Source organism: Rhizobium sp. PP-F2F-G48 (assembly GCF_004342335.1).
Lineage (GTDB): Bacteria > Pseudomonadota > Alphaproteobacteria > Rhizobiales > Rhizobiaceae > Ferranicluibacter.
Genome location: NZ_SLVH01000009.1, coordinates 59643 through 80477, shown reverse-complemented (window position 1 = coordinate 80477; position 20835 = coordinate 59643). Strand labels below are relative to the sequence as shown.

At 65.0% G+C, this 20835-nt stretch carries 23 protein-coding genes; 6 read left to right on the top strand and 17 right to left on the bottom strand.

Going from position 1 to position 20835, the window contains the following annotated elements; all coding sequences use genetic code 11:
* Positions 1-6 precede the first annotated feature (6 nt).
* From C8J36_RS19040 to C8J36_RS19000, 9 genes are all read right to left on the bottom strand, one after another.
* The gene (locus C8J36_RS19040) at positions 7-918 is read right to left on the bottom strand and encodes an ABC transporter permease (protein ID WP_132536947.1); all 912 of its coding nucleotides are present in this window, start codon (positions 916-918) and stop codon (positions 7-9) included.
* Positions 915-2012, bottom strand: a complete 1098-nt coding sequence (locus C8J36_RS19035; protein ID WP_132536946.1) for an ABC transporter permease — start codon at positions 2010-2012, stop codon at positions 915-917. Before C8J36_RS19035 ends, C8J36_RS19040 begins: the two co-directional genes overlap by 4 nt.
* Positions 2009-3532, bottom strand: coding sequence for an ABC transporter ATP-binding protein (locus tag C8J36_RS19030; protein ID WP_132536945.1), 1524 nt, complete (start codon positions 3530-3532; stop codon positions 2009-2011). The genes C8J36_RS19035 and C8J36_RS19030 overlap by 4 nt, the downstream gene beginning before the upstream one ends.
* 3 nt (positions 3533-3535) lie before the next feature.
* Positions 3536-4639 carry a BMP family ABC transporter substrate-binding protein gene (locus C8J36_RS19025; protein WP_132536944.1) on the bottom strand — a complete coding sequence of 368 codons (1104 nt, stop codon included), beginning with the start codon at positions 4637-4639 and terminating at the stop codon, positions 3536-3538.
* 24 nt (positions 4640-4663) lie between these two features.
* Positions 4664-6043, bottom strand: coding sequence for an amidohydrolase (locus C8J36_RS19020; RefSeq protein WP_132536943.1), 1380 nt, complete (start codon positions 6041-6043; stop codon positions 4664-4666).
* A gap of 1 nt (position 6044) precedes the next feature.
* Complete coding sequence (locus C8J36_RS19015) at positions 6045-6704, bottom strand: glutathione S-transferase family protein (protein ID WP_132536942.1); 660 nt, start codon at positions 6702-6704, stop codon at positions 6045-6047.
* Complete coding sequence (locus C8J36_RS19010; RefSeq protein ID WP_132536941.1) at positions 6704-7585, bottom strand: aromatic ring-hydroxylating dioxygenase subunit alpha; 882 nt, start codon at positions 7583-7585, stop codon at positions 6704-6706. The genes C8J36_RS19015 and C8J36_RS19010 overlap by 1 nt, the downstream gene beginning before the upstream one ends.
* Entirely contained in the window at positions 7582-8247 is a 666-nt protein-coding gene (locus C8J36_RS19005) for a Rieske 2Fe-2S domain-containing protein (RefSeq protein WP_132536940.1), read from the bottom strand. The genes C8J36_RS19010 and C8J36_RS19005 overlap by 4 nt, the downstream gene beginning before the upstream one ends.
* 165 nt (positions 8248-8412) lie before the next feature.
* Positions 8413-8682 carry an acylphosphatase gene (locus tag C8J36_RS19000; protein ID WP_132537054.1) on the bottom strand — a complete coding sequence of 90 codons (270 nt, stop codon included), beginning with the start codon at positions 8680-8682 and terminating at the stop codon, positions 8413-8415.
* Between the two features lie 164 nt (positions 8683-8846).
* On the opposite strand from C8J36_RS19000, the gene C8J36_RS18995 reads away from it, so the two are divergent.
* Positions 8847-10289: a phospholipase D-like domain-containing protein gene (locus C8J36_RS18995; protein WP_132536939.1), complete on the top strand. Its 1443-nt coding sequence runs from the start codon at positions 8847-8849 to the stop codon at positions 10287-10289.
* A 19-nt stretch (positions 10290-10308) separates the two neighbouring features.
* Here C8J36_RS18995 and C8J36_RS18990 read toward each other — a convergent pair whose 3' ends face one another.
* From C8J36_RS18990 to C8J36_RS18975, 4 genes are read right to left on the bottom strand one after another with little or no spacing between them, the layout of a single operon-like run.
* Positions 10309-11328, bottom strand: coding sequence for a zinc-dependent alcohol dehydrogenase family protein (locus C8J36_RS18990; protein ID WP_132536938.1), 1020 nt, complete (start codon positions 11326-11328; stop codon positions 10309-10311).
* 20 nt (positions 11329-11348) lie between these two features.
* Positions 11349-12035, bottom strand: a complete 687-nt coding sequence (locus tag C8J36_RS18985; protein WP_132537053.1) for a D-lyxose/D-mannose family sugar isomerase — start codon at positions 12033-12035, stop codon at positions 11349-11351.
* Positions 12036-12066: 31 nt separating this feature from the next.
* Positions 12067-12864, bottom strand: coding sequence for an SDR family oxidoreductase (locus C8J36_RS18980; protein WP_245506632.1), 798 nt, complete (start codon positions 12862-12864; stop codon positions 12067-12069).
* Entirely contained in the window at positions 12857-13576 is a 720-nt protein-coding gene (locus C8J36_RS18975) for an FCD domain-containing protein (protein WP_245506631.1), read from the bottom strand. The genes C8J36_RS18980 and C8J36_RS18975 overlap by 8 nt, the downstream gene beginning before the upstream one ends.
* Before the next feature lie 139 nt (positions 13577-13715).
* Here C8J36_RS18975 and uxuA point away from each other — a divergent pair, with 139 nt between their 5' ends.
* Positions 13716-14906 carry a mannonate dehydratase gene (uxuA, locus tag C8J36_RS18970; protein WP_132536936.1) on the top strand — a complete coding sequence of 397 codons (1191 nt, stop codon included), beginning with the start codon at positions 13716-13718 and terminating at the stop codon, positions 14904-14906.
* Positions 14907-14940: 34 nt separating this feature from the next.
* Here uxuA and C8J36_RS18965 read toward each other — a convergent pair whose 3' ends face one another.
* The 4 genes from C8J36_RS18965 to C8J36_RS18950 form a co-directional block, all read right to left on the bottom strand.
* Positions 14941-15204, bottom strand: coding sequence for a hypothetical protein (locus tag C8J36_RS18965; RefSeq protein ID WP_132536935.1), 264 nt, complete (start codon positions 15202-15204; stop codon positions 14941-14943).
* A 33-nt stretch (positions 15205-15237) separates the two neighbouring features.
* On the bottom strand, positions 15238-15663 hold the full coding sequence (locus C8J36_RS18960) for a DUF3429 domain-containing protein (protein WP_132536934.1): 426 nt from the start codon (positions 15661-15663) through the stop codon (positions 15238-15240).
* Positions 15660-16673, bottom strand: coding sequence for an FAD-dependent oxidoreductase (locus C8J36_RS18955; RefSeq protein ID WP_132536933.1), 1014 nt, complete (start codon positions 16671-16673; stop codon positions 15660-15662). The genes C8J36_RS18960 and C8J36_RS18955 overlap by 4 nt, the downstream gene beginning before the upstream one ends.
* A 98-nt stretch (positions 16674-16771) precedes the next feature.
* Positions 16772-17119 carry a DUF393 domain-containing protein gene (locus C8J36_RS18950; protein WP_132536932.1) on the bottom strand — a complete coding sequence of 116 codons (348 nt, stop codon included), beginning with the start codon at positions 17117-17119 and terminating at the stop codon, positions 16772-16774.
* Positions 17120-17296: 177 nt separating this feature from the next.
* Between C8J36_RS18950 and C8J36_RS18945 the strand changes: the two genes are divergently transcribed.
* Genes C8J36_RS18945 through C8J36_RS18930 form a run of 4 tightly spaced genes read left to right on the top strand, consistent with a single transcriptional unit; the run spans position 17297 to position 20717 of the window.
* Complete coding sequence (locus C8J36_RS18945; protein ID WP_348631365.1) at positions 17297-18052, top strand: GntR family transcriptional regulator; 756 nt, start codon at positions 17297-17299, stop codon at positions 18050-18052.
* Positions 18045-18398, top strand: coding sequence for a TIGR04076 family protein (locus C8J36_RS18940; protein WP_132536931.1), 354 nt, complete (start codon positions 18045-18047; stop codon positions 18396-18398). The genes C8J36_RS18945 and C8J36_RS18940 overlap by 8 nt, the downstream gene beginning before the upstream one ends.
* A 10-nt stretch (positions 18399-18408) precedes the next feature.
* Positions 18409-19461, top strand: coding sequence for an aldo/keto reductase (locus C8J36_RS18935; protein WP_132536930.1), 1053 nt, complete (start codon positions 18409-18411; stop codon positions 19459-19461).
* Positions 19458-20717: an ABC transporter substrate-binding protein gene (locus C8J36_RS18930; protein ID WP_132536929.1), complete on the top strand. Its 1260-nt coding sequence runs from the start codon at positions 19458-19460 to the stop codon at positions 20715-20717. The genes C8J36_RS18935 and C8J36_RS18930 overlap by 4 nt, the downstream gene beginning before the upstream one ends.
* Positions 20718-20835 lie beyond the last annotated feature (118 nt).

Sequence of the window (20835 nt, the reverse complement as noted above, 5' to 3'; positions counted from 1 at the left end):
TGGCAGCTACCGCTCGAACGGCTCGCCGAGCGAGGCGACGCCGTTGAGTTTGAGGAGGCGCCGGTCGGCCGAGATGATGCCGAGGACGATGATGGTGACGAGGTAGGGGAGGCTGGACAGGAGTTGCGAGGGCAGGTCGAGGCCTGTGGCCTGTGCGGTAAGCGACATCAGCGACACCGCCCCGAACAGGCAGGCGCCGAGGAAGATGCGGCCGGTGAGCCAGGTGCCGAAGACGACGAGCGCGATCGCGATCCAGCCGCGGCCGGCGATCATGCCGTCGGCCCAGAGCGGCGTGTAGACCGCGGCCGCATAGGCGCCGGCAAAGCCCGCCATCATGCCGCCGAAGGCGATGGCCGCGACCCGCACGGCGATCACGGGATAGCCGATCGCATGGGCCGCCTTCGGATTCTCTCCGACCGCGCGAAGGACGAGCCCGACCCGGGTCAAGGCAAAGGTGGCCCAGATCGCCAGCGTCGCGGCAAGGGACAGCCAGACGACCATGTCCTGCACGAAGAGGCCGCCGACGATCGGGATCTCGGACAGGCCGGGCACGGGAAGTTTCGGCAGGCCCTTGATCGTCAGGCTCTCGTAGCTCTTGCCGAACAGCGCCGAGAGGCCCTGTCCGAGAATGCCGATGGCAAGACCGGTGGCGACCTGGTTGGCCCGAAAGCCGAGAGCGACGAAGGCGAAGACGAGCGAGAGGAGCGCACTCGCCGCACCCGCCGCGAGGAAACCGAGGATATGGCCACCGCCGTGATAGACGGTGATGAAGGCGATGACGGCGCCGAGCGCCATGAGGCCTTCCACCCCCAGATTGAGGACGCCGGCGCGCTCGACCACCATTTCGCCGAGCGCTGCCAGCAGGAAGGGGGTGGCCGCGGCCAGCATGCCGGCCAGGATGAACTCGATCGCGTTCATGTCGGGTTCCTTGCGGCGGTCGGCCAGGCGAGACGGTAGCGCACGAAGGACACCGCGATCAGATAGGACAGAAGCAGGACGCCCTGGAAGACCCGCACCACGGCAATGGGCAGGTTGGCCGACACCATCGCATTGTCGCCGCCGATATAGATGACCGCCATGACCAGCGAGGAAACGACGATGCCGAGCGGATGCAGGGCCCCGAGATAGGCGACGATGATCGCGGCATAGCCGTAACCCGTAGGGATGGAGCGCTGCAACTGGCCGAGCGGGCCGGCAACCTCCGCCGCCCCGGCCAGACCCGCCGCAAAGCCGCCGATCAGGAGCGACAGCCAGATCGCGCGGCCTTCGCTGAAGCCGGCATAGCGCGCGGCGCGCGGCGCCATGCCGCCCACCTGCAGCGTGTAGCCCATGAAGCTTTTCTGCATGAACACCCAGGCGGCGAGAGACGCGGCGAAGGCGAGGAGCAGCGAGACGTTGACCCGGGTGCCCGGGATGAGGGTCGGCACCATTGCATCATATTGAAACAGCACCGATTGGGGAAAGTTGAAGCCGTTCGGGTCCTTCCAGGGCCCGAGCAGCAGAAAATAGAGAAACTGGATCGCCACCAGGCTCAGCATCAGCGAGACGAGGATCTCGTTCGCATTCAGCCGGACCCGCCAGAAGGCCGCGATCGAGGCCCAGAGCGCACCGCCGACGGCCCCGAGCAGCAGCATCGATGGCCAGATCCAGCCGCCTGTCGCCTGCGGAAACCAGACCGGAATGGCCGAGGCGAAAATGGCGCCGAGCACGAACTGGCCCTCCGCCCCGATATTGAAGACCCGCGCGCGAAAGCCGATCGCAAGCCCCTGTGCGATCAGCAGCAGGGGCCCCGTCTTCAGGAGTACCTCGGAGAAGGACGCCCGGGACAGAAAGGGTTCGAGAAGCATCGCGTGCAGCACCGTGGCCGGATCCCGATCGATGGCCACGGACAGAAGCAGATTGAGAAGGATCGCAACGGCGAGCGCGATCGGCGGTGCGATGAGCGTTGCGGTCAGCGACGCACGGTCGCGGCGCACGAGGGAGGGGAAGAGATCGAGGAGAGATCGTGTCATGCCGTGGTCTTTCCGCCCTGCGCCTGTGCGCCGATCATGTAGCGGCCGATCTCCTCCGGCAGGGTGTCCCGCGTGACCAGCGGCCGGCTGAGCGTTCCGTGGTAGAGCACCTGGATCGTGTCGCAGAGCTCGAACAACTCTTCGAGTTCCTCGGAGATGACGAGGATGGCCATGCCGGCATTGCGCAGCGCGATGAGCCGCTGGCGGACGGCCGAGGCGGCGCCGATGTCCACGCCCCAGGTCGGTTGCGCGACGAAGAGCAGCTTCGGCGCCAGCATGATCTCGCGTCCGACGATGAATTTCTGGAGATTGCCGCCGGAGAGCGAGCCGGCTTCGCTCTCCGGCCCGCCCGTGCGGACGTCGAAGTCGCGGATGCAGTCGGTCGTGAACGCGCGCGCCCGGGCGCGATCGACGAGGCCCCGTTTCAGGAGGTTCAGCGGATGCGCCGTCAACAGGCTGTTGAGCACCAGCGACATTTCGGGGACCGTGCCGCGGCCCAGGCGGTCTTCCGGCACGAACGCGAATCCAAGGGCACGCCGCTCCGCCGGGCGCAGCGGCCCGACATCCCGGCCCATCATGAAGATGCGGTCCGGATGCTCGCGGCCGAGCCGGGTTTCGCCCGAGATCAGGCCCGCCAGCTCCCTCTGGCCGTTGCCGGAAACGCCGGCAATGCCCAGGATTTCGCCGGCGCGGACGGACATCGTGATCTGGGAGAGGGGGACGGCGAAAGGATCATCGGGCGTGTGGTCGAGGCCGATGATCTCCAGCTGCTTGTCTCCGTCCGCAAAGGGCACGGCCGGGATCGGCTCCGGCATGTCGCGGCCGATCATCATCCGCGCGAGATCCTGCGCATCGTGCTCGCGCGGATCGACATGGCCCGTCACCCGGCCGCCGCGCAGGATCGTCGCCCGATCGCAGATCGCCCGGATCTCGTCCAGCTTGTGGGAGATGAAGAGGATGGAGACGCCACCGTCACGCAGGCGTCGCAGCGTCTCGAACAATTTTTCCACCAGCTGCGGCGGCAGCACGGAGGTGGGTTCGTCGAGGATCAGAAGTTTCGGATCGGTCATCAGGCAACGGATGATCTCCACCCGCTGGCGTTCCCCCACGGAGAGCGCATGCACCTGAGCCAGCGGATCGACGTCGAGGCCGAAGCTGCGCCCGAGCGTGCGGATGCGGTCGACCAGCGCGGCCTTGCGGCCGGGCACGACGAGCCGGATGTTGTCGACCACCGTCAGGGTCTCGAACAGCGAGAAGTGCTGGAAGACCATGCCGATGCCCTTGCGCCGCGCGTCCGCCGGCGACGCAAGGCTCAAGGGTTCGCCCTGCCAGACGGCGCTTCCGCCGTCCGGCTTTTCCACGCCGTAGATGAGCTTCATCAGCGTCGATTTGCCGGCCCCGTTTTCGCCGAGGATCGCATGGATCGAGCTTTCGCCCACATCGAGATCGATCTCCCGATTGGCCTTGATCGGACCATAGCTCTTCGAAATGCCGCGAAGCGACAGAAGCGGGGCTGTCATGACTTACTTGGGCAGGGGGGTGGCGACACCCTTGACGTGCCAGTTCATGGCGATGATTTCCGCATCCGCCATCGTCGCGCCGGCTGCCACGCCCTCGCTGCCATCCGCCTTGGCGATCGGCCCGGTGAACGGCGAGAAGCTGCCGGCCGCGATCTTGGCCTCCAGGTCCTTGATCTTCGCCATGGTGTCGGCGGGGATGGCCGGGTTCCAGTCCACGACCTCCACGACCTTTTCCGCAACGCCGAGGAACGCGTTCGCGCCCTTGAACGTGCCGGCCACATGGGCATCGACGGACGCCTTGAAGAAGGGCGACCAGTCGGTCGCCACGCAGCCGAGATAGGTCTTCTCGGCATATTTCTTCATCGAGGAATTCAGGTTGAAGGCGTAGACGCCAGCCTCTTCGCAGGCTGCGACGACCGAGGGCGTGTCCTGCGCGTTGGAGAAGATCACATCGCATGTCTGCGCGATCAGCGCCTTGGCGGCTTCCTGCTCCTTGGCCGGATCGAACCAGGAGTTGACCCAGACCACGGAGACCTCGATCGCAGGATTGACCGCCTGCGCGCCGAGCGTGAAGGCATTGATCGAGGTGATCAGTTCCGGAATGGCGAAAGCCGAGACCGAGCCGAGCTTGCCGGTCTTGGACAGGGCGGCGGCGGCCATGCCGAGCAGGTAGGTGCCCTGGAAATACTTGGCGGCAAACGGCGAGAAGTTCGGCGCAACCTGAAAGCCGGAGGCGTGCAGCACGGTGACGCTCGGGTCGCGGCGGGCGATCTGCAGCGCACCGTTCTGGTATCCGAAGGAGCCGGCGATCAGCACCTTGTTCCCGTCGGCAACCGTCTTGGTCATGATGCGGTCGGCGTCGGGGCCTTCGGCGATGTTTTCGAGAATGGTGACCTTCACCTTGTCGCCATAGGCGGCCTTGATCGGCTCGAGGCCGGCGGCGAGCGCGTGGCCCCAGCCCACATCGCCGACCGGCGAGGGGATGACGAGGGCAATGCCCAGCGGCTCGTCGGCGGCAAAGGCAAGGCGGCTGCCCAGCGCACCGGCAAGGCCGGTTGCCGCAGCGGCTTTCATCAGGTGTCGGCGTGTCAGTTCGGTGTTCACCATTGTCGGTTCCCTTTGTTATCGTTCTTAGAATTCAACGGTTGCGAGCGCGGCTTCGGCGTCGGCGGCCAGTTTCGCCTCGTCCAGCCCCGGAAACTCGCCGTTCTGCCAGACGACACGGCCATTGATCATCGTCATGTCCACCGTGGCGCCGATGCCGACGCGCGCAATCAGGCTCAGCGGGTCGTGCCGTGTGCCGACATAGTCCATGCGGCGCGTGTCGATGGCGAAGAGATCCGCGGCCATGCCGGGCGCGAGGCGGCCGATGTCGCGGCGACCGAGCAGGCTCGCCCCGCCGCTCGTGCCATAGCGCAGGAAATCGACCGGCGGCGGCACAGGATGCGCGCGCGTGGACGAAACCAGGCACTGGAGCATGTAGGCCGAGTGCAGGCAGTGCATCAGGTTGGAATTGTCGTTGGAGGCCGCACCGTCGCAGCCGAGCCCGAGGCGCAGGCCGAAGGCGGACATGGCGGGGATATCGGTCACCTCGGCGCCGACGAGATAGACCGGTTCCGGGCAATGGGAGACACCCGTGCCGCTCGCCGCCATCGTCCGCAGTTCGTCATGGGTCAGTTCCCAGCAATGGGCGTAGAACGTGTCCGGCCCGGCAAAGCCGAGGTCTTCCAGATAATCGACGGTGCGCCGCCCGTGCCGCGCCTGCATGACCGGGCTTTCGCCCTCCCCGACATGGGTGTGGAGCATCACGCCGCGGTCCCGCGCGAGCGCCACGGACTCCACGAAGGTCTCGCGGTAGCAGTTGACCGGCTGGCAGGGCGCGACGACGACCTGGCGCATGCTGAACGGGCCGGCATCGTGAAAGGTGTCGATCAGGCGGTCGCAATCGGCGATGAATTCGTCCGTCGTCTCCAGCATCTCGTCGGGGATTGTCGATCCCTCCGATTTCGGCAGCGTATTGCCGCCGCGACCGGCGTGGAACCGCATGCCCAGGAGATCGGCAGCCTCGAACTGACGGTCGATCAGCCGCTTTCCGGCGTGGCGGGGAAAATTGTACTGGTGGTCGAAGGCGGTGGTGCAGCCGTGCTTGATCAGCTCGGCCATGGCGGTCAGCGACGATTGGTAGAAACACGCCTCGTTGAGCTGTGAAAAGATCGGATAGATGCGGTCGAGCCATTCGATCACCGACAGCTTCGTCCAGTCGAGATCGGCCCGGTTGCGCACGAAGCACTGGAAGAAATGGTGATGCGTGTTCACGAGACCGGGGTAGACGAACCAGCCGCTGGCATCCTGCTCGATGGTGCCGGCCGGCAGAGATCCCAGCGCGAGATCGGCGCCGATGGCGGAAATGGCGGCCCCTCGCGTGAGGAGATCGACATTGCGGCGCACGAAAGGACCGTCGCCCTCGTCCACGATCACGGCCGCACAATTCCTGAGGAGATAGCCGCTCATGTCAGACCTCGCTCTGTTCGAGATTTGGTTCGGGTTTCAGCTCATGCAGGCGGTGAATGCCGGGCATCTCGATGAAGCCGGGGAGCGCGCGAAGCGCGCGCGACCAGAGGCGGATCGTCGGATAGGGATCGAGCGACACGCCGCCGTCCGGCGCCAGCGCGACATAAGGGAAGCAGGCGATATCGGCGACGGTCGGCCGGTCGGACACGAGGAAATTCCGGCCCCGCAGCCGCTGCTCGACGAGACCCGCCTCCAGTTCGCGAAGTGCGGCGATGCCCGCCGCCTGCAAAGCGGCGAGATCGCCCGGACGCAGCAACATTTCGTGCAGACGCGCACCACCGAGGCTCGTCGTCAGCCGGCCCGAGAAGGACAGCCACTGCTGTTCGCGCGCAGCATCTTCCGCCGAGACGCGCCCGAGCCATTCCGGTGCTGCTTTCGCGGCGAGATAGACGAGGATCGCCGCGGACTCCGTGAGGATCAGGTCGCCATCGACCAGGATCGGGATGGAGCCTCCCGGGTTGAGCGAAAGCAGTTCCGGGCCGCGATGCTCCCCGCCGGGGTGGAAATCGACGGCCCTGAGGTCGAGTGTCGCGCCGGCAAGCGCTGCCATCAGGCGAACTTTGTAGCAACTGGGCGAGAGGATATAGTCATAGAGTTTCATTATCGCGCCACCAGCTGAGCGCCGTAGGTGAAATTGTGCCGCTTCAGCCAGCGCCGATAGGCGATGGACGTCAGGTCGGCCCGTGTCGGAATTTCCATGCCGGGATCGAGCGGCAGGAGCCGGGGGATCTGGTTCTCGAGGATCGAGCGATCCTGCAGGAAGATCATCTGCTGGAAATGGATGAGATCCGTCATCGATGTCTCATCGTCGAACAGCGCCATCCAGGGCCAGACGTCACACCGATCCTCGGCCAGCGGCTGGACGAAGAGCGTGATCACATCCCACTCGCTCGGCCGCGGCGGGCAGGTCTTGTAGAGCACGGAACAGGTCGGCGCGGGCACGCGGTACATATATTCGGTCGTGATGCCCCCGCTGGCCGACTTCGAGGCCTGTGGCTGGTAGAATTTGACCTGGGTCGCCCAGACCTCGTCCACATCGGGCCGGATCTCGGCCGTGTAGTTCAAGACCTCGGTATGCGGTTCGGCGCCGAGCACATCGGTGTGGACGAATGGAAAATGGGCGATGTCGAGGAAATTCTCGACCGCGCGCAGCGGCGAGCAGCGCACCCGCACGACGCCGACATCCACGAAGCGGCGACCCGGCTGATCGGCCTCCGGAATCGGGAAGATATCCTTCGTCGGTGCGCCGACCGACGACCAGACATGACCATAGCGGACCTTGACCGGCAGGATGCGACCGTTGCCGCCCGTGACGATCGGACGGCCGTCGGCATCCCCGGCGACAACGATCTTCTCGCCCATGAGCGCCGTGTGCCGGCCGGCCCTGTCGAGCTGGCTGACGAGGCCGACGGGATACCATTCGTCGAGCATGGCTTGACGGGAGGGGGCTTGATGGGAGGTGGCCGGAGCAGATCCTGTCATGGCACGTTCCCTTCTGCAGAGGTCGTCTCCGCCATCCGCCGCAGCCTCTCGACGTTGCGCGAAGCCGCGATGCGTTGAGGCGCCTGGCTTCCCGTCGCCACCAGCACATGGACGACCGTCCGGACACCGGTCTGGCTTTGTTGCGAACCGGACAGCAGCAGACAGAGATCCTCGCCGTCCCGCGCGATCTCGATCAGGCCGTCGGCGTTTGCCGGCACACCGGCGGCAGCCTCGATCGCTGCGCGGTCGGCCTCGACCGTCAGCGAGCGCAAGGGGGTCAACCCGTCCAGCGATAGCGGATCCGACGCGGGCGTGCCTTCCGCGACCCAGACGACACCGCTGGTATCTCGCACCGCATGTGTCACTACGCGGATCGTCTCGGGCGGCGTCAGGCTGGGATGCGCGGGAATGCGAACACAGTGTCCGCTCATCCCGTAGCTCCATCCATGATAGATGCAGGAAAGCGCCTCGCCGCGGACAAAACCATGCGACAGGCTCATGCCGCGATGGGGACAGCGATCCGCCGAAGCTGCAATCTGTCCGGCCTGGCTTCGCCAGAGGGCGATGGTGCCGGCGGAGACATGGGCCGGAATGACAGTTCCGGAGGGAATGTCGGCAGAAAGGGCGACTGGCGTCCAAAAGCCTGTCGTATCGGAGCGCATGCGTTCATTTCCCGGGAAGATTCAACTCTCTCAAGGGGACGATACGGCTCGTGCCGCCGGACCCTCAGCTCCGTCCGACTTAGGTTTGCATATAAAAACTGCATTGGCAATCATGGTCAAATAACGGGCAACAAGATTTTGCATGCCCCGGCCAAGCCGTTGTTTTCACGCCAGTCGGCGCGTCTCCAGTGGCTGGCGGTCGATCGTCTCCACCCAGACATCGATCGGCCCCAGAAGGCAGCCGACCTCCATCATGTCGATCAGCTCTTCCGGGCCGCGCAGGTCGAGTTCGATCCGCCCGTTATCGGCATGGGAAATCGTCTGGCGCAAACCCAGCTTGGCGGCATGCCGGTTGATCCAGGGGAGGAAGGCGGCGATATCGAGGTCGCCGAGGATCGTCATCCGCTGCTGCAGCTCGTCCCGATCGTCCTGCATCATCCCGACTCCGTTCTTTCGCGTTTTTGACCGGAGCATCCTCGACCATCAGGTGCTTGGGATCAATCCGTCACGGATGACGAGGAGATCTTCCGGGTTCGGAGATGGCCAGGCGACGAACCGACCCTATCTCTGCTGCTGGAAAGTTCAGGGAGCGGGGTGCGATGCAGACAATTCTGGCGGAAGGTGAGACCTGCTGGCGGACCGCCCGCGCTGACAGGCTTTCGGTCATCGTCGATGCCGAGGCTTTTTTTCGCCATGCGCGGACGGCGATGATGAAAGCCAAACGATCGATCGTGCTGATCGGTTGGGATTTCGACACGCGCATCGACCTGGTGCCGGGCAAGAGCACGGACGGTTCGCCCGACAAGCTCGGCCGGTTTTTTAACTGGCTCGCCAAGCGCAACGACGCGCTGAACATCCGCATCCTCAAATGGGACATGGGCCTGTTTGCCTCGCTCGTGCGGGGCGAGACACCGGTTTACATGCTGGGCTGGCTGTTTTCCGATCGCGTCAGCCTGAAGCTCGACAGCGCCCACCCGGCCATGTCCGCGCATCATATGAAACTGCTGGTCATCGATGACGCGGTCGCCTTCTGCGGCGGCATCGACATGACGGTCGGACGGTGGGACACGACGGATCACATCGAAAAGGACAAGCGCCGCCGTTCGCCGCTCGGCTTTCCGCAGGACCCCTGGCATGACGCGACGACCTGCTTTTCCGGTGAGGCCGCGGCGGCTCTGGCCGAACTCGCGCGCTCCCGCTGGCAGGAGGCCACGGGGGAAACTCTGGAGCCCGTCGAGAGCGGATCAGACGCCTGGCCGGACGATCTCGCCGTGGGTTTTCGGGATATCGATCTGGGCATCGCCCGCACTCTGCCGCAATACGACGAGCGCCAGCAGGTGGTCGAGATCGAGACGGCAACGCTCGCGATCATCGCCGCGGCGCAGAAGACACTCTACATCGAAAGCCAGTATTTCGCATCGCGTCGAATCGCCGAAGCCCTGGCCAAGCGTCTGGCGGAGCCGGACGGCCCCGAGATCGTCGTCATCAATCCGGAAGGCGCGAACGGCTGGCTCGAGGCGCAGGTCATGGATTCCGCCCGTATCCGCCTGATGAAGCTCGTGCGCGATGCCGACGGGTTCGACAGGTTCCGTATCCTCTATCCGGTCAACGATGCAGGCACGCCGATCTACGTCCACGCGAAGATCATGATCGCCGATGACCGCATCCTCAAGCTCGGCTCCGCCAACCTCAACAATCGGTCCATGGGCTACGACACGGAATGCGACGTGCTGATCGAGGCGCCGGAGAACCGGCCGGAGACGGCGCAGACGATCTTGGCCTGTCGCAACGCGCTGATCGGCGAGCATCTCGGGCGCACCGAGCACGCGGTGGCCGCGGCCATCACCGAGCATGGCTCGCTGATCAAGGCCATCGAGAGGCTCACGGCCGAGACGGGACGGCGGCTGGTGCCGGTGGTCATGCGGGAGCTTACGACGGCGGAGGAGCTGATGGCGGAGTCGGACATCGCCGATCCCGAACGGCCGGCCGGTGTCAAATACAAGACGGCGAAATTCCTCAAACGGCGGTTCCGTCGGTCCTGAGGACACGTGCCAACGGAGCTCAGGGCACGACGAGGACGCGGATCTCACCGTTTCCGGCGGGCTGGGAAATGGCCTCGGCGGCATCATCGAGGCGGATCGTGCGGCTGACGAGTTCGGCGACCTTGACGGTGCCCGAGGCGATGAGGGCGGCCGCCCGGGCATGGGTAAACGGGTTCAGGAACGACGGGATGACCCTGACTTCGCGAAACAGGAGGTCGAACGGCGAGAACGCGACCGTCGTGCCCTGCGGGAGAACGCCGAGGACGATGACGCTTCCGCCGCGTCGCGCGAGGTGCGGCGCCTGTTCGACGGTTTCAGCCAGTCCGGCGCATTCGAACACCACATCCGCCCCACCCGCTATCATGCCCTGCGCCCCGACGGTGCGGTCGATGACATCGCCCGAAGAAGGATCGAGCGTTGCCGTCGCGCCGAGATTTTCGGCAAGTCTGCGCTTGCTCTCGCTGCGCGTGACGAGGACGACATCGGTTGCGCCCGCCAGCCGTGCGAGTTGCACGACGAGCAGCCCGATGACGCCGCCGCCGATGACGATGACGGAGGCTCCCGGTTTGATCTCCGCCAGATCAACGCCATGCAGGCAGCAGGCGAGGGGTTCGCAGAAGGCGCCATGCAGGGAATCGAGCGTCTGGGGCAGGGCGAAAGCCTGCGTTTCCGGCAGGATGACGAATTCCGCAAAGCCGCCATTGCGATGAATGCCGATGGCCTGAAGATTGTGGCAGAGATTGACGCGGCCCCGGTGACATTCCGGGCAGCGGCCGCAGGCGATGTTCGGATCGCCGGTCACGCGCATGCCGGGCGCAAAACCCGAGACGCGCTCGCCGATGGCTTCGATGATACCGGAGAATTCGTGCCCCAGCGTGACCGGCGGTTTTGCGGGAAACTCTCCGAGATAGAGATGCCGGTCCGTGCCGCAGATGCCGCAGGCCTCCACGCGCACGAGGAGGTCATGCGGACCGGGCTCGGGCCTGGCGGTTTCCCGCAAGGCCAATTGTCCGACATCATCGAGAAAAAGCGCTTTCATCCTATTCCTCCATCCCGCGTTCAGGAGAGCCAGGCCGGATAGTCGGAGACGAGCAGCTGGGCCGGTGCCTCGTCCTCCTCGATCCCGGAAAACCGGGTCACATCGGGGTTCTCGAAGATATTGTCGGCGGCATCGTCGTTGACGGTCGAGACCTCCGCGACGAAGACGTCCGCCTTTTCCGCCCAGAAGGCATGCCAGTCGCCAGGCCGCAGCGTCACGCTCTCTCCAGGGGCAAGCGCGAGCTTTGCGCCCGGCGGCAGCACGCGCTCGATGCCATCGCAGAGCACGGTCGTTCCCCGGGTCCGGTCGCAGTGCCCGTCGGTGTCGCCGAAGAGCTCGATGACCAGCGTTCCCCCGCCGCGATTGATGATGTCCTCGGTCTTCAGGACATGCGTGTGGCTGGGCGTGACCTGATGTTCCCGCGAGATCATTGCCTTTTCGGCGTAGAGCATGCCGCCGCCGCGCTTCAGGTCGGCCAGTCGGCCGTTGCGGGTCGTGAACAGAAGAAGCCCGGTTCGCGCGAAATCGCCGAGGCCGAAATCGGTCATGTCCCAGCCGAGACCCGCATCGATGATGTTGCCGATCTCGCCCCGGCGCGCCTGCATCGCGGCGGGCGTCCAGTTGGCGAAGGGCGGCAGGATGTAACCGTGGGAGGCCATGAAGGCCTGGGCCTCATGCAGGATGCGGTTGATGTCGCTTCTCAGCAGCTTGTTCGTCATGGCGGTTCTCCCGGATGTTTCAACGCACGCCGATGCCGGCGGTGAGACCGCCGTCTATGCGGTGGTCGGAGCCTGTGATGAAGGCGGCCTTGTCGGAGACCAGGAACGCGACGAGATCCGCCACTTCTTCCGGCTCGCCGATTCGCCCGATCGGATGGGCGGCGCCGAACCGGCGGAAAACCTCTTCGATATCCGCGTCCGGTCCCTCGAATGTGCGCGCCGCCAGCGCCAGAATGGGCGAGCGCACCGAACCGGGACTGATCGAGACGACGCGGATGCGGTCCGCGGCGAAATCGAGCGCCATCGCCCGGGTCATCGCGTGAATGGCGCCCTTGGAGGCGACATAGGCGGAAACGCCGCTCTGGCAGGCATGGCCCTGGACGCTCGACAGGTTGACGATGACGCCGCCGCCGCGCCTGCGCATCTCGGGCACGCCGAACTGTGCCATCAGGTGGATGGAGCCGACATTGACCGCCATGCAGCGCAGAAAATCCTCGAACGGCGTCTGCGTCGCATCGCCATAGGGATGGATCGCGGCGGCATTGACGATGATATCGATGCCGCCGCCGGGCGCAGCAGCGGTCGCGATCGCCTGTTCGACGGCTGTGGGGACGGACACATCGACGTCGAGCACCGAAACCGCAAGGCCGATCGAACCGGCGTCGTCGCGCAGCGCCGCATTGGCCGCCTGATCGATTCCGAGAGCAAACACCGTCGCCCCGCTCTCTGCGAGATTAAGGGCAACGGCCCGTCCGATGCCGGTCGTGCCGGTGACGACGGCGATTTTTTCCGCCAACGCGCGCTTCTCTTCACTCACGGCCCGTCTCCTGCTGCTGTCCGGATCGATATGTCTCAGCGCCGGGCATGAAGACGAGCCCTGCACTCAAGTGCCGGTCCATGTGGTAGGCAAAGCCGATCCGGTCGCGGTTGCGCAGCGCCTCCAGGATCGCCTGATGCTCGACGAAGACGTGCTCCAGCGTGGATCGCTTGGTCTTGCCCGCCATCATCAGCCGACGGATGACCGGTTTCAGCATGCCATAGGTCTCCGTCAACGTGCGATTGCCGGCCGCAGCGACGAGCGCCATGTGAAAGGCGTAATCGCGCTCCGAGGCCTCGTCGGCGCTGCCGGCCGTGGGGATGGCGGCGTTGATGGCCTCCAGTCGGGCCAGAACCTCCGCATCCAGATGCGCCATCAGCAGGTCGAAGAGGTTCATCTCGGTCAGGCGCCGAAAGCCCTGAATGTCCTGGAACGCATCCGTCGAGACCTCCATCGCAAAGGCGAAGAGGTCCTGCATGGCCGTGTTGTGCCCGTCTGTGAGGACCGCGCCGAGCTTCTGGCGGGATTCCGCAATGCCGTAGGCCTTCAGCGTGCGAATGGCTTCGCGGATCGTGCCGCGGCTTGTCGCGAACATATCGGCAAGTTCGACCTCGCCCGGCAGGACGTCGCCGATGCCCATGCGGCGGTCGCGGATCATGGCGCGGATCTGGATCACCACATCATCCACGGCCGAGGCCTTCGTGTCCGGCATGTGGGATGTCGCAGTCACTCTTGCAGCCATCTCGACGGCCTCGACGTTATGTTGGGCATTTTAGCCTGGAAATGGTTTGATCTTGCATTTCCGTCCCTCTGATGTGCTTATTGTCCTACATTAAATCGAGGAGACGTCAATGCTGGAAAGTTGGAGATGGTTCGGCGAGAGCGACCCGGTGACCCTGTCGCATGCGCGCCAAGCCGGTGCGCAGGGCATCGTCACGGCCCTGCACCACATCTATGACGGTCGCGCCTGGTCTCTAGAGGACGTTTCCGAGCGGAAGGCTGCCATCGAGCGTGCCGGCATGGTCTGGTCGGTCTGCGAATCCATTCCGGTCAACTCCGCGATCAAGCTGCGCAACGGGCAATGGCGCGACTATGTCGATCGCTGGAAGGTGAGTCTTGCCAATCTGGGCCGCGCCGGCATTCCCGTCGTCTGCTACAATTTCATGCCGGTGGTCGATTGGACGCGCACGGATCTGCGGTATCCGACCGCGACCGGCGGGCTCGCCCTGCGGTTCGATATGGCCGATTTTGCCGCCTACGATCTGTTCGTGTTGAAGCGCGCCCGAGCCGAGGAAAGCTACCGGCCCGATCTCGTGGAAACGGCGCGCCGGCGCTTCGAGGCTCTGTCCGAAGACGCCTTGCTGCGGCTCGAGACCAATATTATCGCGGGCCTCCCGGGCAAGGAGGATACGCATACGCGCGAGGGTATCCGCACCCAGATCGCCAGTTTCGACGAGATCTCCTCGGCCGACATGCGCGCCAATCTCATCGCGTTCCTGAAAGAGGTCGTGCCGGTTGCGGCCGAGCACGGGGTTCGCCTTGCGATCCACCCCGACGATCCGCCGTTCTCGCTGTTCGGCCTGCCGCGTGTCGTCTCGACCGCCGAAGATATCTCGGCCATCCTTGAGAGTGTCGATCATGAGGCCAACGGGTTGACGCTGTGTGCCGGCTCCTACGGGTCGCGACCCGACAACGACCTGACGCAGATGGCGACGCGGTTTGCCGACCGGATCCATTTCGTGCATCTGCGCAACGTTCGCAAGGAAGCGGACGGGTCCTTCATCGAGTCGGATCATCTCGATGGCGATGTCGATATGGTCGCGCTGGCGACGGCGCTGCGGCGCGAAGAACGGCGGCGCGAAGCAGCGGGACGGACAGACAGCGTCATCCCCTTCCGCCCGGACCACGGCCATCTCCTGATCGACGATCAGGCGAAGACCGTCAATCCAGGCTATTCCTGCATCGGTCGGCTCAAGGGGCTGGCCGAGCTGCGCGGCGTCATCGCCGCCGTCGACGCATTCGACGGCGCGCGCCCCGTCTGAGGTATCGTGTCTCCAGCGGCGACTACATGGCCGACTACATGGCCGACATATCGTCCAGAAGGTTCTGCGCGAGTTCGCTGATGGCGACCTCGGCTTCTTCGAGACCCCAGCCGACCTTCTCGGCCTCTTTCGCCAGGCGCTGGAGCGGCGGCGGAAGGCGGCCAGAGGCGGTCTCGACGATGTTTTCCGGCGTCAGACCCTTGGCGATGTCGAGGAACGTCTGCTCCACGGCTTCCTGGCAGGCGATGTCCCTATCGGGATAAGGCCCTTTTCCGCGCGGCTTGTTCAGTAGCAGCATGTCTTCTCGCTCCTGTCGTTATCCGTTGCGGGTCTAAGCCAGTCGGTAGAGCATCGCAACATAGGCAATCGCGACGACGACGGTCACGCCGGTGCGAAGCCTGAAATACCATCTCTGTCCCACATCCGCTGCAAAGACGATCCTGTCGGCCAGAAGCAGCAGGCCGAAGACGATCAGCTGAAGCCCGGCCGAGAGCGCTGGCTGCTGCAGAAGCAGCGTGGCGAAGGAGAGGAGTGCGAGAACATTGCTTGCGAAAATGGTCGCAAGCCCCGCCCCGCCCATCTGCGCCACACCCCAGAGCGTGCCGGCCATGAAGGCCGAGATGACGGCGCCATAGGCAAGGAATGCCTGCACCGTATCGATGCCGAAGAGGCTCGCGGGCGCCAGGAGCAGCAACCAGAACGGCAGGGCGCCAGCATAGGTCAGCAGGGTGGATGTGGCTTTCGACATCGGCGTCATTCGGCTGGTTTCCTCAGCATCGGAACGAGCGCGTCCGCCAACTGGCTGGCGCTCTGAAAGGCGGCTTCGACGCGGCCGGCGATGCACCAATCGCCGCAACAGGCGAGATGGCGCTCCGGATCGAGCAGAAACGGCCGGCCGGCAGGCCGTGCGACATTGGCATAGCTCCAGCGCTTGATGACGGCGCCCGCAGCCTCGCCGGCATCGAGCGGCACATAGCGACGCAGAGCGCCGAGCATCTCCGCCTTCACACCGTCAAGCGGCGCCTCGATATGCGCGTCCGACCAGTGCGGACTGGCATTCGCGACAAGACACGGCTGCTCCCCGCGGCCGGGTTTGCGATCGTTGCGCGAGATCCAGCTGAGGACCGGATCATCGAGGCGCGCCGCTGCAAAGGGCGTGCCTGCGCCGGCGCGCAGGGTCACCATCAGGGTGAAGCAGGCATTCATCGCGGTATTCTGCAAAGTATCGCGATGACCGAAGGTCGATGGCAACAGCCTGGCCGACTGTGGTGCCGGTGCGGTTGCGATCACCCAGTCGAAGGGGCCGATGTCTCCCGTTTCCGTCTTTAAGATCCAGTTTCGTGGCGTCCCGGTGATCGACGCGATCTCGACATTAAAGGCGATATCGCAGTCTTTCGCCATCCAGGCCGGCAAGGCTTTCATCGACGGCGCGCCGACATATCGCGCCTCGCTTTGCCGCGGGGCGCTTGCCGTCTCAGGACCGCCTGCGGGCGTGGCGGGCAGAGAGACGATGTCGGCGTTCCAACGCTCTGCGGCGCCGTCCGCGATCGCCCCGTCCAGCAGGCTGCGAAAGCGCGTGTCACGGAGCGTGAAATATTGAGCCCCGTGATCGAACGACGCGCCCCCGATCCGTCTCGTCGCCATCCGGCCGCCGACGGCCTTGCTCTTCTCGAAGATACGGACGGAGGCGTGGCTGGAGAGAGCCTTTGCGAGCGTCAGTCCGGCCATTCCCGCACCGATGATCGCCACGCGTTTCGGATTGCTCATCTCTCTCCCGATCCGTTCTTGCGCCTCTGCGCACGTGGCGAGCCGCTGATCCACGATCTAACGCCGTCGCCCGCGACGGCAACTGCCAGGATGACGCTTCATCGAAACAGGCGCTGCAGACGCGGGCGAACCCGGAGAAATCCCCGATAGGCCATGTCGAAGAGGGGCGTTACCGGTTTCCAGCCGGCGGCGATGCCAAGCGGCCGCAGCGCCGGGATCGCCCGCCACATGGCCGCGAAGGCCGCCGCGCCCGACAACAGCCGGCCGTTCTCTTCGGCATGGAAGCGCGCGAGGATCTCGCCCCTATCGATCGGGCAGGACGCACGGGGGTCGTAGGCATCGACGAAGCGAATGGCGGCCCTCCGGTCGAGCCGTCGCATCAGCGAAATCTCGCGCTGGCAGAGCGGGCAGCTGCTATCAAACCAGACGGTGACGGTCTCGACCATGCCTCGGAACTCCAGAAACCGCGTGGGCCAGCAGGCCCGAAGGTTGATCGCGGTGTCTGCGAGATACGGGACTGCTGTCCCTCCGGATCAAGCTGTCACCGTCCCTGACCTCGAAAACGGCTTGCTTTGATCGGTGATGTTTGATCAAACTTTCTGCCTAAAGGAGCTCGGTTTGTTGTGACGAAGGTGCGTGGCATCGTGGGATCGGATCGCTCGGATGACGGCAGGGAGGAGGCTGCGCTCTCTCCGGTCGGGCGCGAGACGCTGCAGGATCGCGTCTACGCCCAGCTTCGCCATTCGCTGATCAACGGCATGTTCGATGCCGGCGACGTGCTGCGCATCGTCGATCTCGCCGAACGGCTTCAGACGAGCACCATGCCGGTTCGCGAGGCGCTGGGGCGTCTCGTCTCGGAAAAGGCGCTGGAATCCCTGCCCAATCGCTCCGTCCGCGTGCCGTTGATCACCCGCTCCCGGCTTGACGATCTCGCCCGCGCCCGCATCCTTATCGAGGGACGGATGGTCTCGCTGGCGCTGCCGCATCTGACGCGCGACGATCTCTCCGTTCTGAAGCAGGCCAATCTCGATTGCGATGCCGCCTTCGAGGAACATGGTCGGGATATCGGCCACGTCACCTCCGCGCTGAACCAGCGCTTCCATTTCCACCTCTACAGCGTCGCGCGCTCGCCTGTGCTCCTGTCGATCGTCGAGAGCCTCTGGCTGCAGTCCGGCGCGATCATCCGGCAGGCGGCGCAGATCCACGATGCGCAAGGCGGGCTGGCCGCGACGGACCATCACTGGGCGCTGATTGCAGCCCTGGAAGCCGGCGACGAGGCGGCCGCACTGCAGTCGCTCACCAATGATATCAGCCGCTCGTTCAACCTCATCCGCGGGCGGCTGGACACGCAGGAGACAGCGGAGGTGCGATATGGCTGAGGCTGGCGATGATGGTTTCGACCTCTACGATCTGCGCGTCGATATCATCATTCCCGAGGGCGGCGTCGTCTATTGCGGCGCGAGGCCGGGAGACCATTTCGAGCTGCGCGGCGAGATGCTGCATCTCCCGGAGGGGCAGGGCGTCTCGATCTATTCCCTCGCATCCGTGCTGCCGCTTCTTGCCGCCAAGCAGAGGCCGACGCATCGCAACGACTGGATGACGACGGACACGGAGATCGCCTGCCCGGACCCCAACTGCTCGACTCGATTGCGGATCACGCGGTTGCGCCACCGGCGTTTCAGCCATGCCGCCACCACGGCCGTCCCCCTGACCGACGAAACATAGGCTTCCCGACATGCAACGCTTTGCCATCGCCCCCGGCTACGAGATTTCCCGCGTCATCCGCGGCGGCTGGCAACTGGCCGGCGGCCATGGAGCCATCGATGCCGATGCGGCGGTGGACGACATGATCGCCTTTGCCGATGCCGGCATCACGACGTTCGACTGTGCCGATATCTACACCGGCGTCGAAGAGCTGATCGGCCGCTTCCGGCTTGCCTACGGTCGCCTGCGCGGTGCGGAAGCCCTGTCGCGCATTCGTGTCCATACCAAGTTCGTACCCGATCTCACGGTCCTCCCGACCATCGACAAGGCCTATGTCGAGAGCGTCATCGATACCTCGCGCAAGCGGCTGAACCTCGAAACGCTCGATCTGGTGCAGTTCCACTGGTGGGCGCTCGATGTTCCCGGCTGGCTGGAGACGGCGGGATGGCTGCGGGAGCTTTCGGAGGAGGGCCGGATCGGGAAGGTGAGTCTCACCAATTTCGATACCGACCACGTGGCGGCCATCATCGAGGCCGGCGTTCCCGTCGCCTCGCTGCAGCTGCAATATTCGCTTCTCGACCGGCGGCCGGAGAAGCGCATGGCCGATCTCGCCCGCGACAAGGGCTTTGCCCTGTTCTGCTACGGCACGGTCGCCGGCGGCTTTCTCAGCGATCGCTGGCTGGGGCAGGTGGAACCGGAGCATCCGCTCGAAAATCGATCGCTGACGAAATACAAGCTGATCATCGACGATTTCGGCGGATGGGATCTCTTCCAGTCCCTGCTCGCCACGCTGCGCCGCATCGCCGACCGCCATGGAACCGATATCGCGACGGTTGCGAGCGCTGCCCTGCTGACGAAGCCCGCCGTCGCTGCCGTGATCGTCGGCGCCCGTAACCGCAGCCATCTGCCGGCCAATCTCGCCATCTCCGATATCGCGCTCGATGGCAGCGACCATGCGGCTCTCGATGCCGTGCTGGCCGAGGCGCTGCCGCTGGACGGCGATGTCTATGCGCTGGAGCGCGACCGCACGGGTCGCCACGGTTCCATCATGAAATACAATCTCAACAAAGGGGAATCAAAATGAGATCGTCCTATCTGCTCGCCGCCCTGTTCACGACGCTGGCCGCCTCCGCATCGCCCGCCCTTTCCGCCGATTGCGACATCACGGTCGGTCTGGTGATGGAATTGACGGGGCCGGCCGGCGAGTATGGCCAGGCAGGTGCGAAATCCGTCGAGATGGCCTTCCGCGACATCAACGAGGCCGGCGGCGTGGCGGGCTGCAAGCTGGTGGCGGACACGCGCGACAGCCAGAGCCAGGGCAACGTCGCCGTCGATCAGGCGACGCAGCTCGTCAACATCAAGAAGGTGCCGGTCATCATCGGCGGCATCATCTCCTCCGTCTCCATTCCGATCCTGACCTCGGTGACCGCGCCGGCCGGCGTCGTGCAGGTGTCCCCGGCCTCTTCTTCGCCGACGCTCACCGCGCTCGGCCGCGACGGCAAGACGAACGGCGTCTTCTTCCGCACCATCACCTCGGACGCGCTGCAGGGAACGGCGGCGGCGAAATACGCGATCGACCAGGGTTTGAAGAAGATCGCCATCATCAACGTCAACAACGACTTCGGCGTCAACATGGTGCGCGAATTCAAGACGGCCTACGAAAAGCTTGGCGGCACGATCACCTCGATGACGCCCTATAACGAGAAACAGTCGAGCTACGCCTCCGAGGCGAGTGCCGCGATGGCTGGCGAACCGGATGCGCTCTATCTCGTCAGCACGCCGGTGGACGGCGCCACGATCGCCCGCGCCTGGATTTCCGGCGGCGGCAAGCAGACCTTCCTTCTGAACGACGGCATGAACTCCAAGGACTTCATCGAGAGCGTCGGCGCGCAATATCTCGAAAACGCCTATGGCACCTCCTCGGGCACCAGCCCGACGGCATCGACCGAATATTTCAACGCCAACTATGAGGCCTTCTCCGGCGGTATCGCACCCTCGGCGCCGGCCGCCGATCGGTCCTACGATGCCGGCGCGATCGTCGGCCTCGCCATTGCCAAGGCCGGCAAATCGGATGCGGCAGCCATCAAGACCGCGATGCGCGAGGTCGTGGCCGCGGGCGGCACGCCGATCCATGCGGGCAAGGACGAGTTCGTCAAGGCCCTGTCCCTGATCAAGGAGGGCAAGCCGGTGAAATATGAAGGCGTCATCGGCCCCGTCAGCTTCGACCAGTACGGCGATATCACCGGTCCGTTCCGCCTGTGGAAGATCACCAATGGCGACGTCACCACCGTGGGCGAACTGAGTGCCGACGAGGTCGGCAAGCTGAAAGACGGCAAGTAAGTTCCTGAACGTGCGAGGGGTCCGGCAGGCGCTGTCCTGCCGGTCCCGTTGCAGCCATCTTGCAAAGCGGATGACATCGGCGTGTGCTCCGCGATCGTCTTTTTGGCGGCTGCCCGTA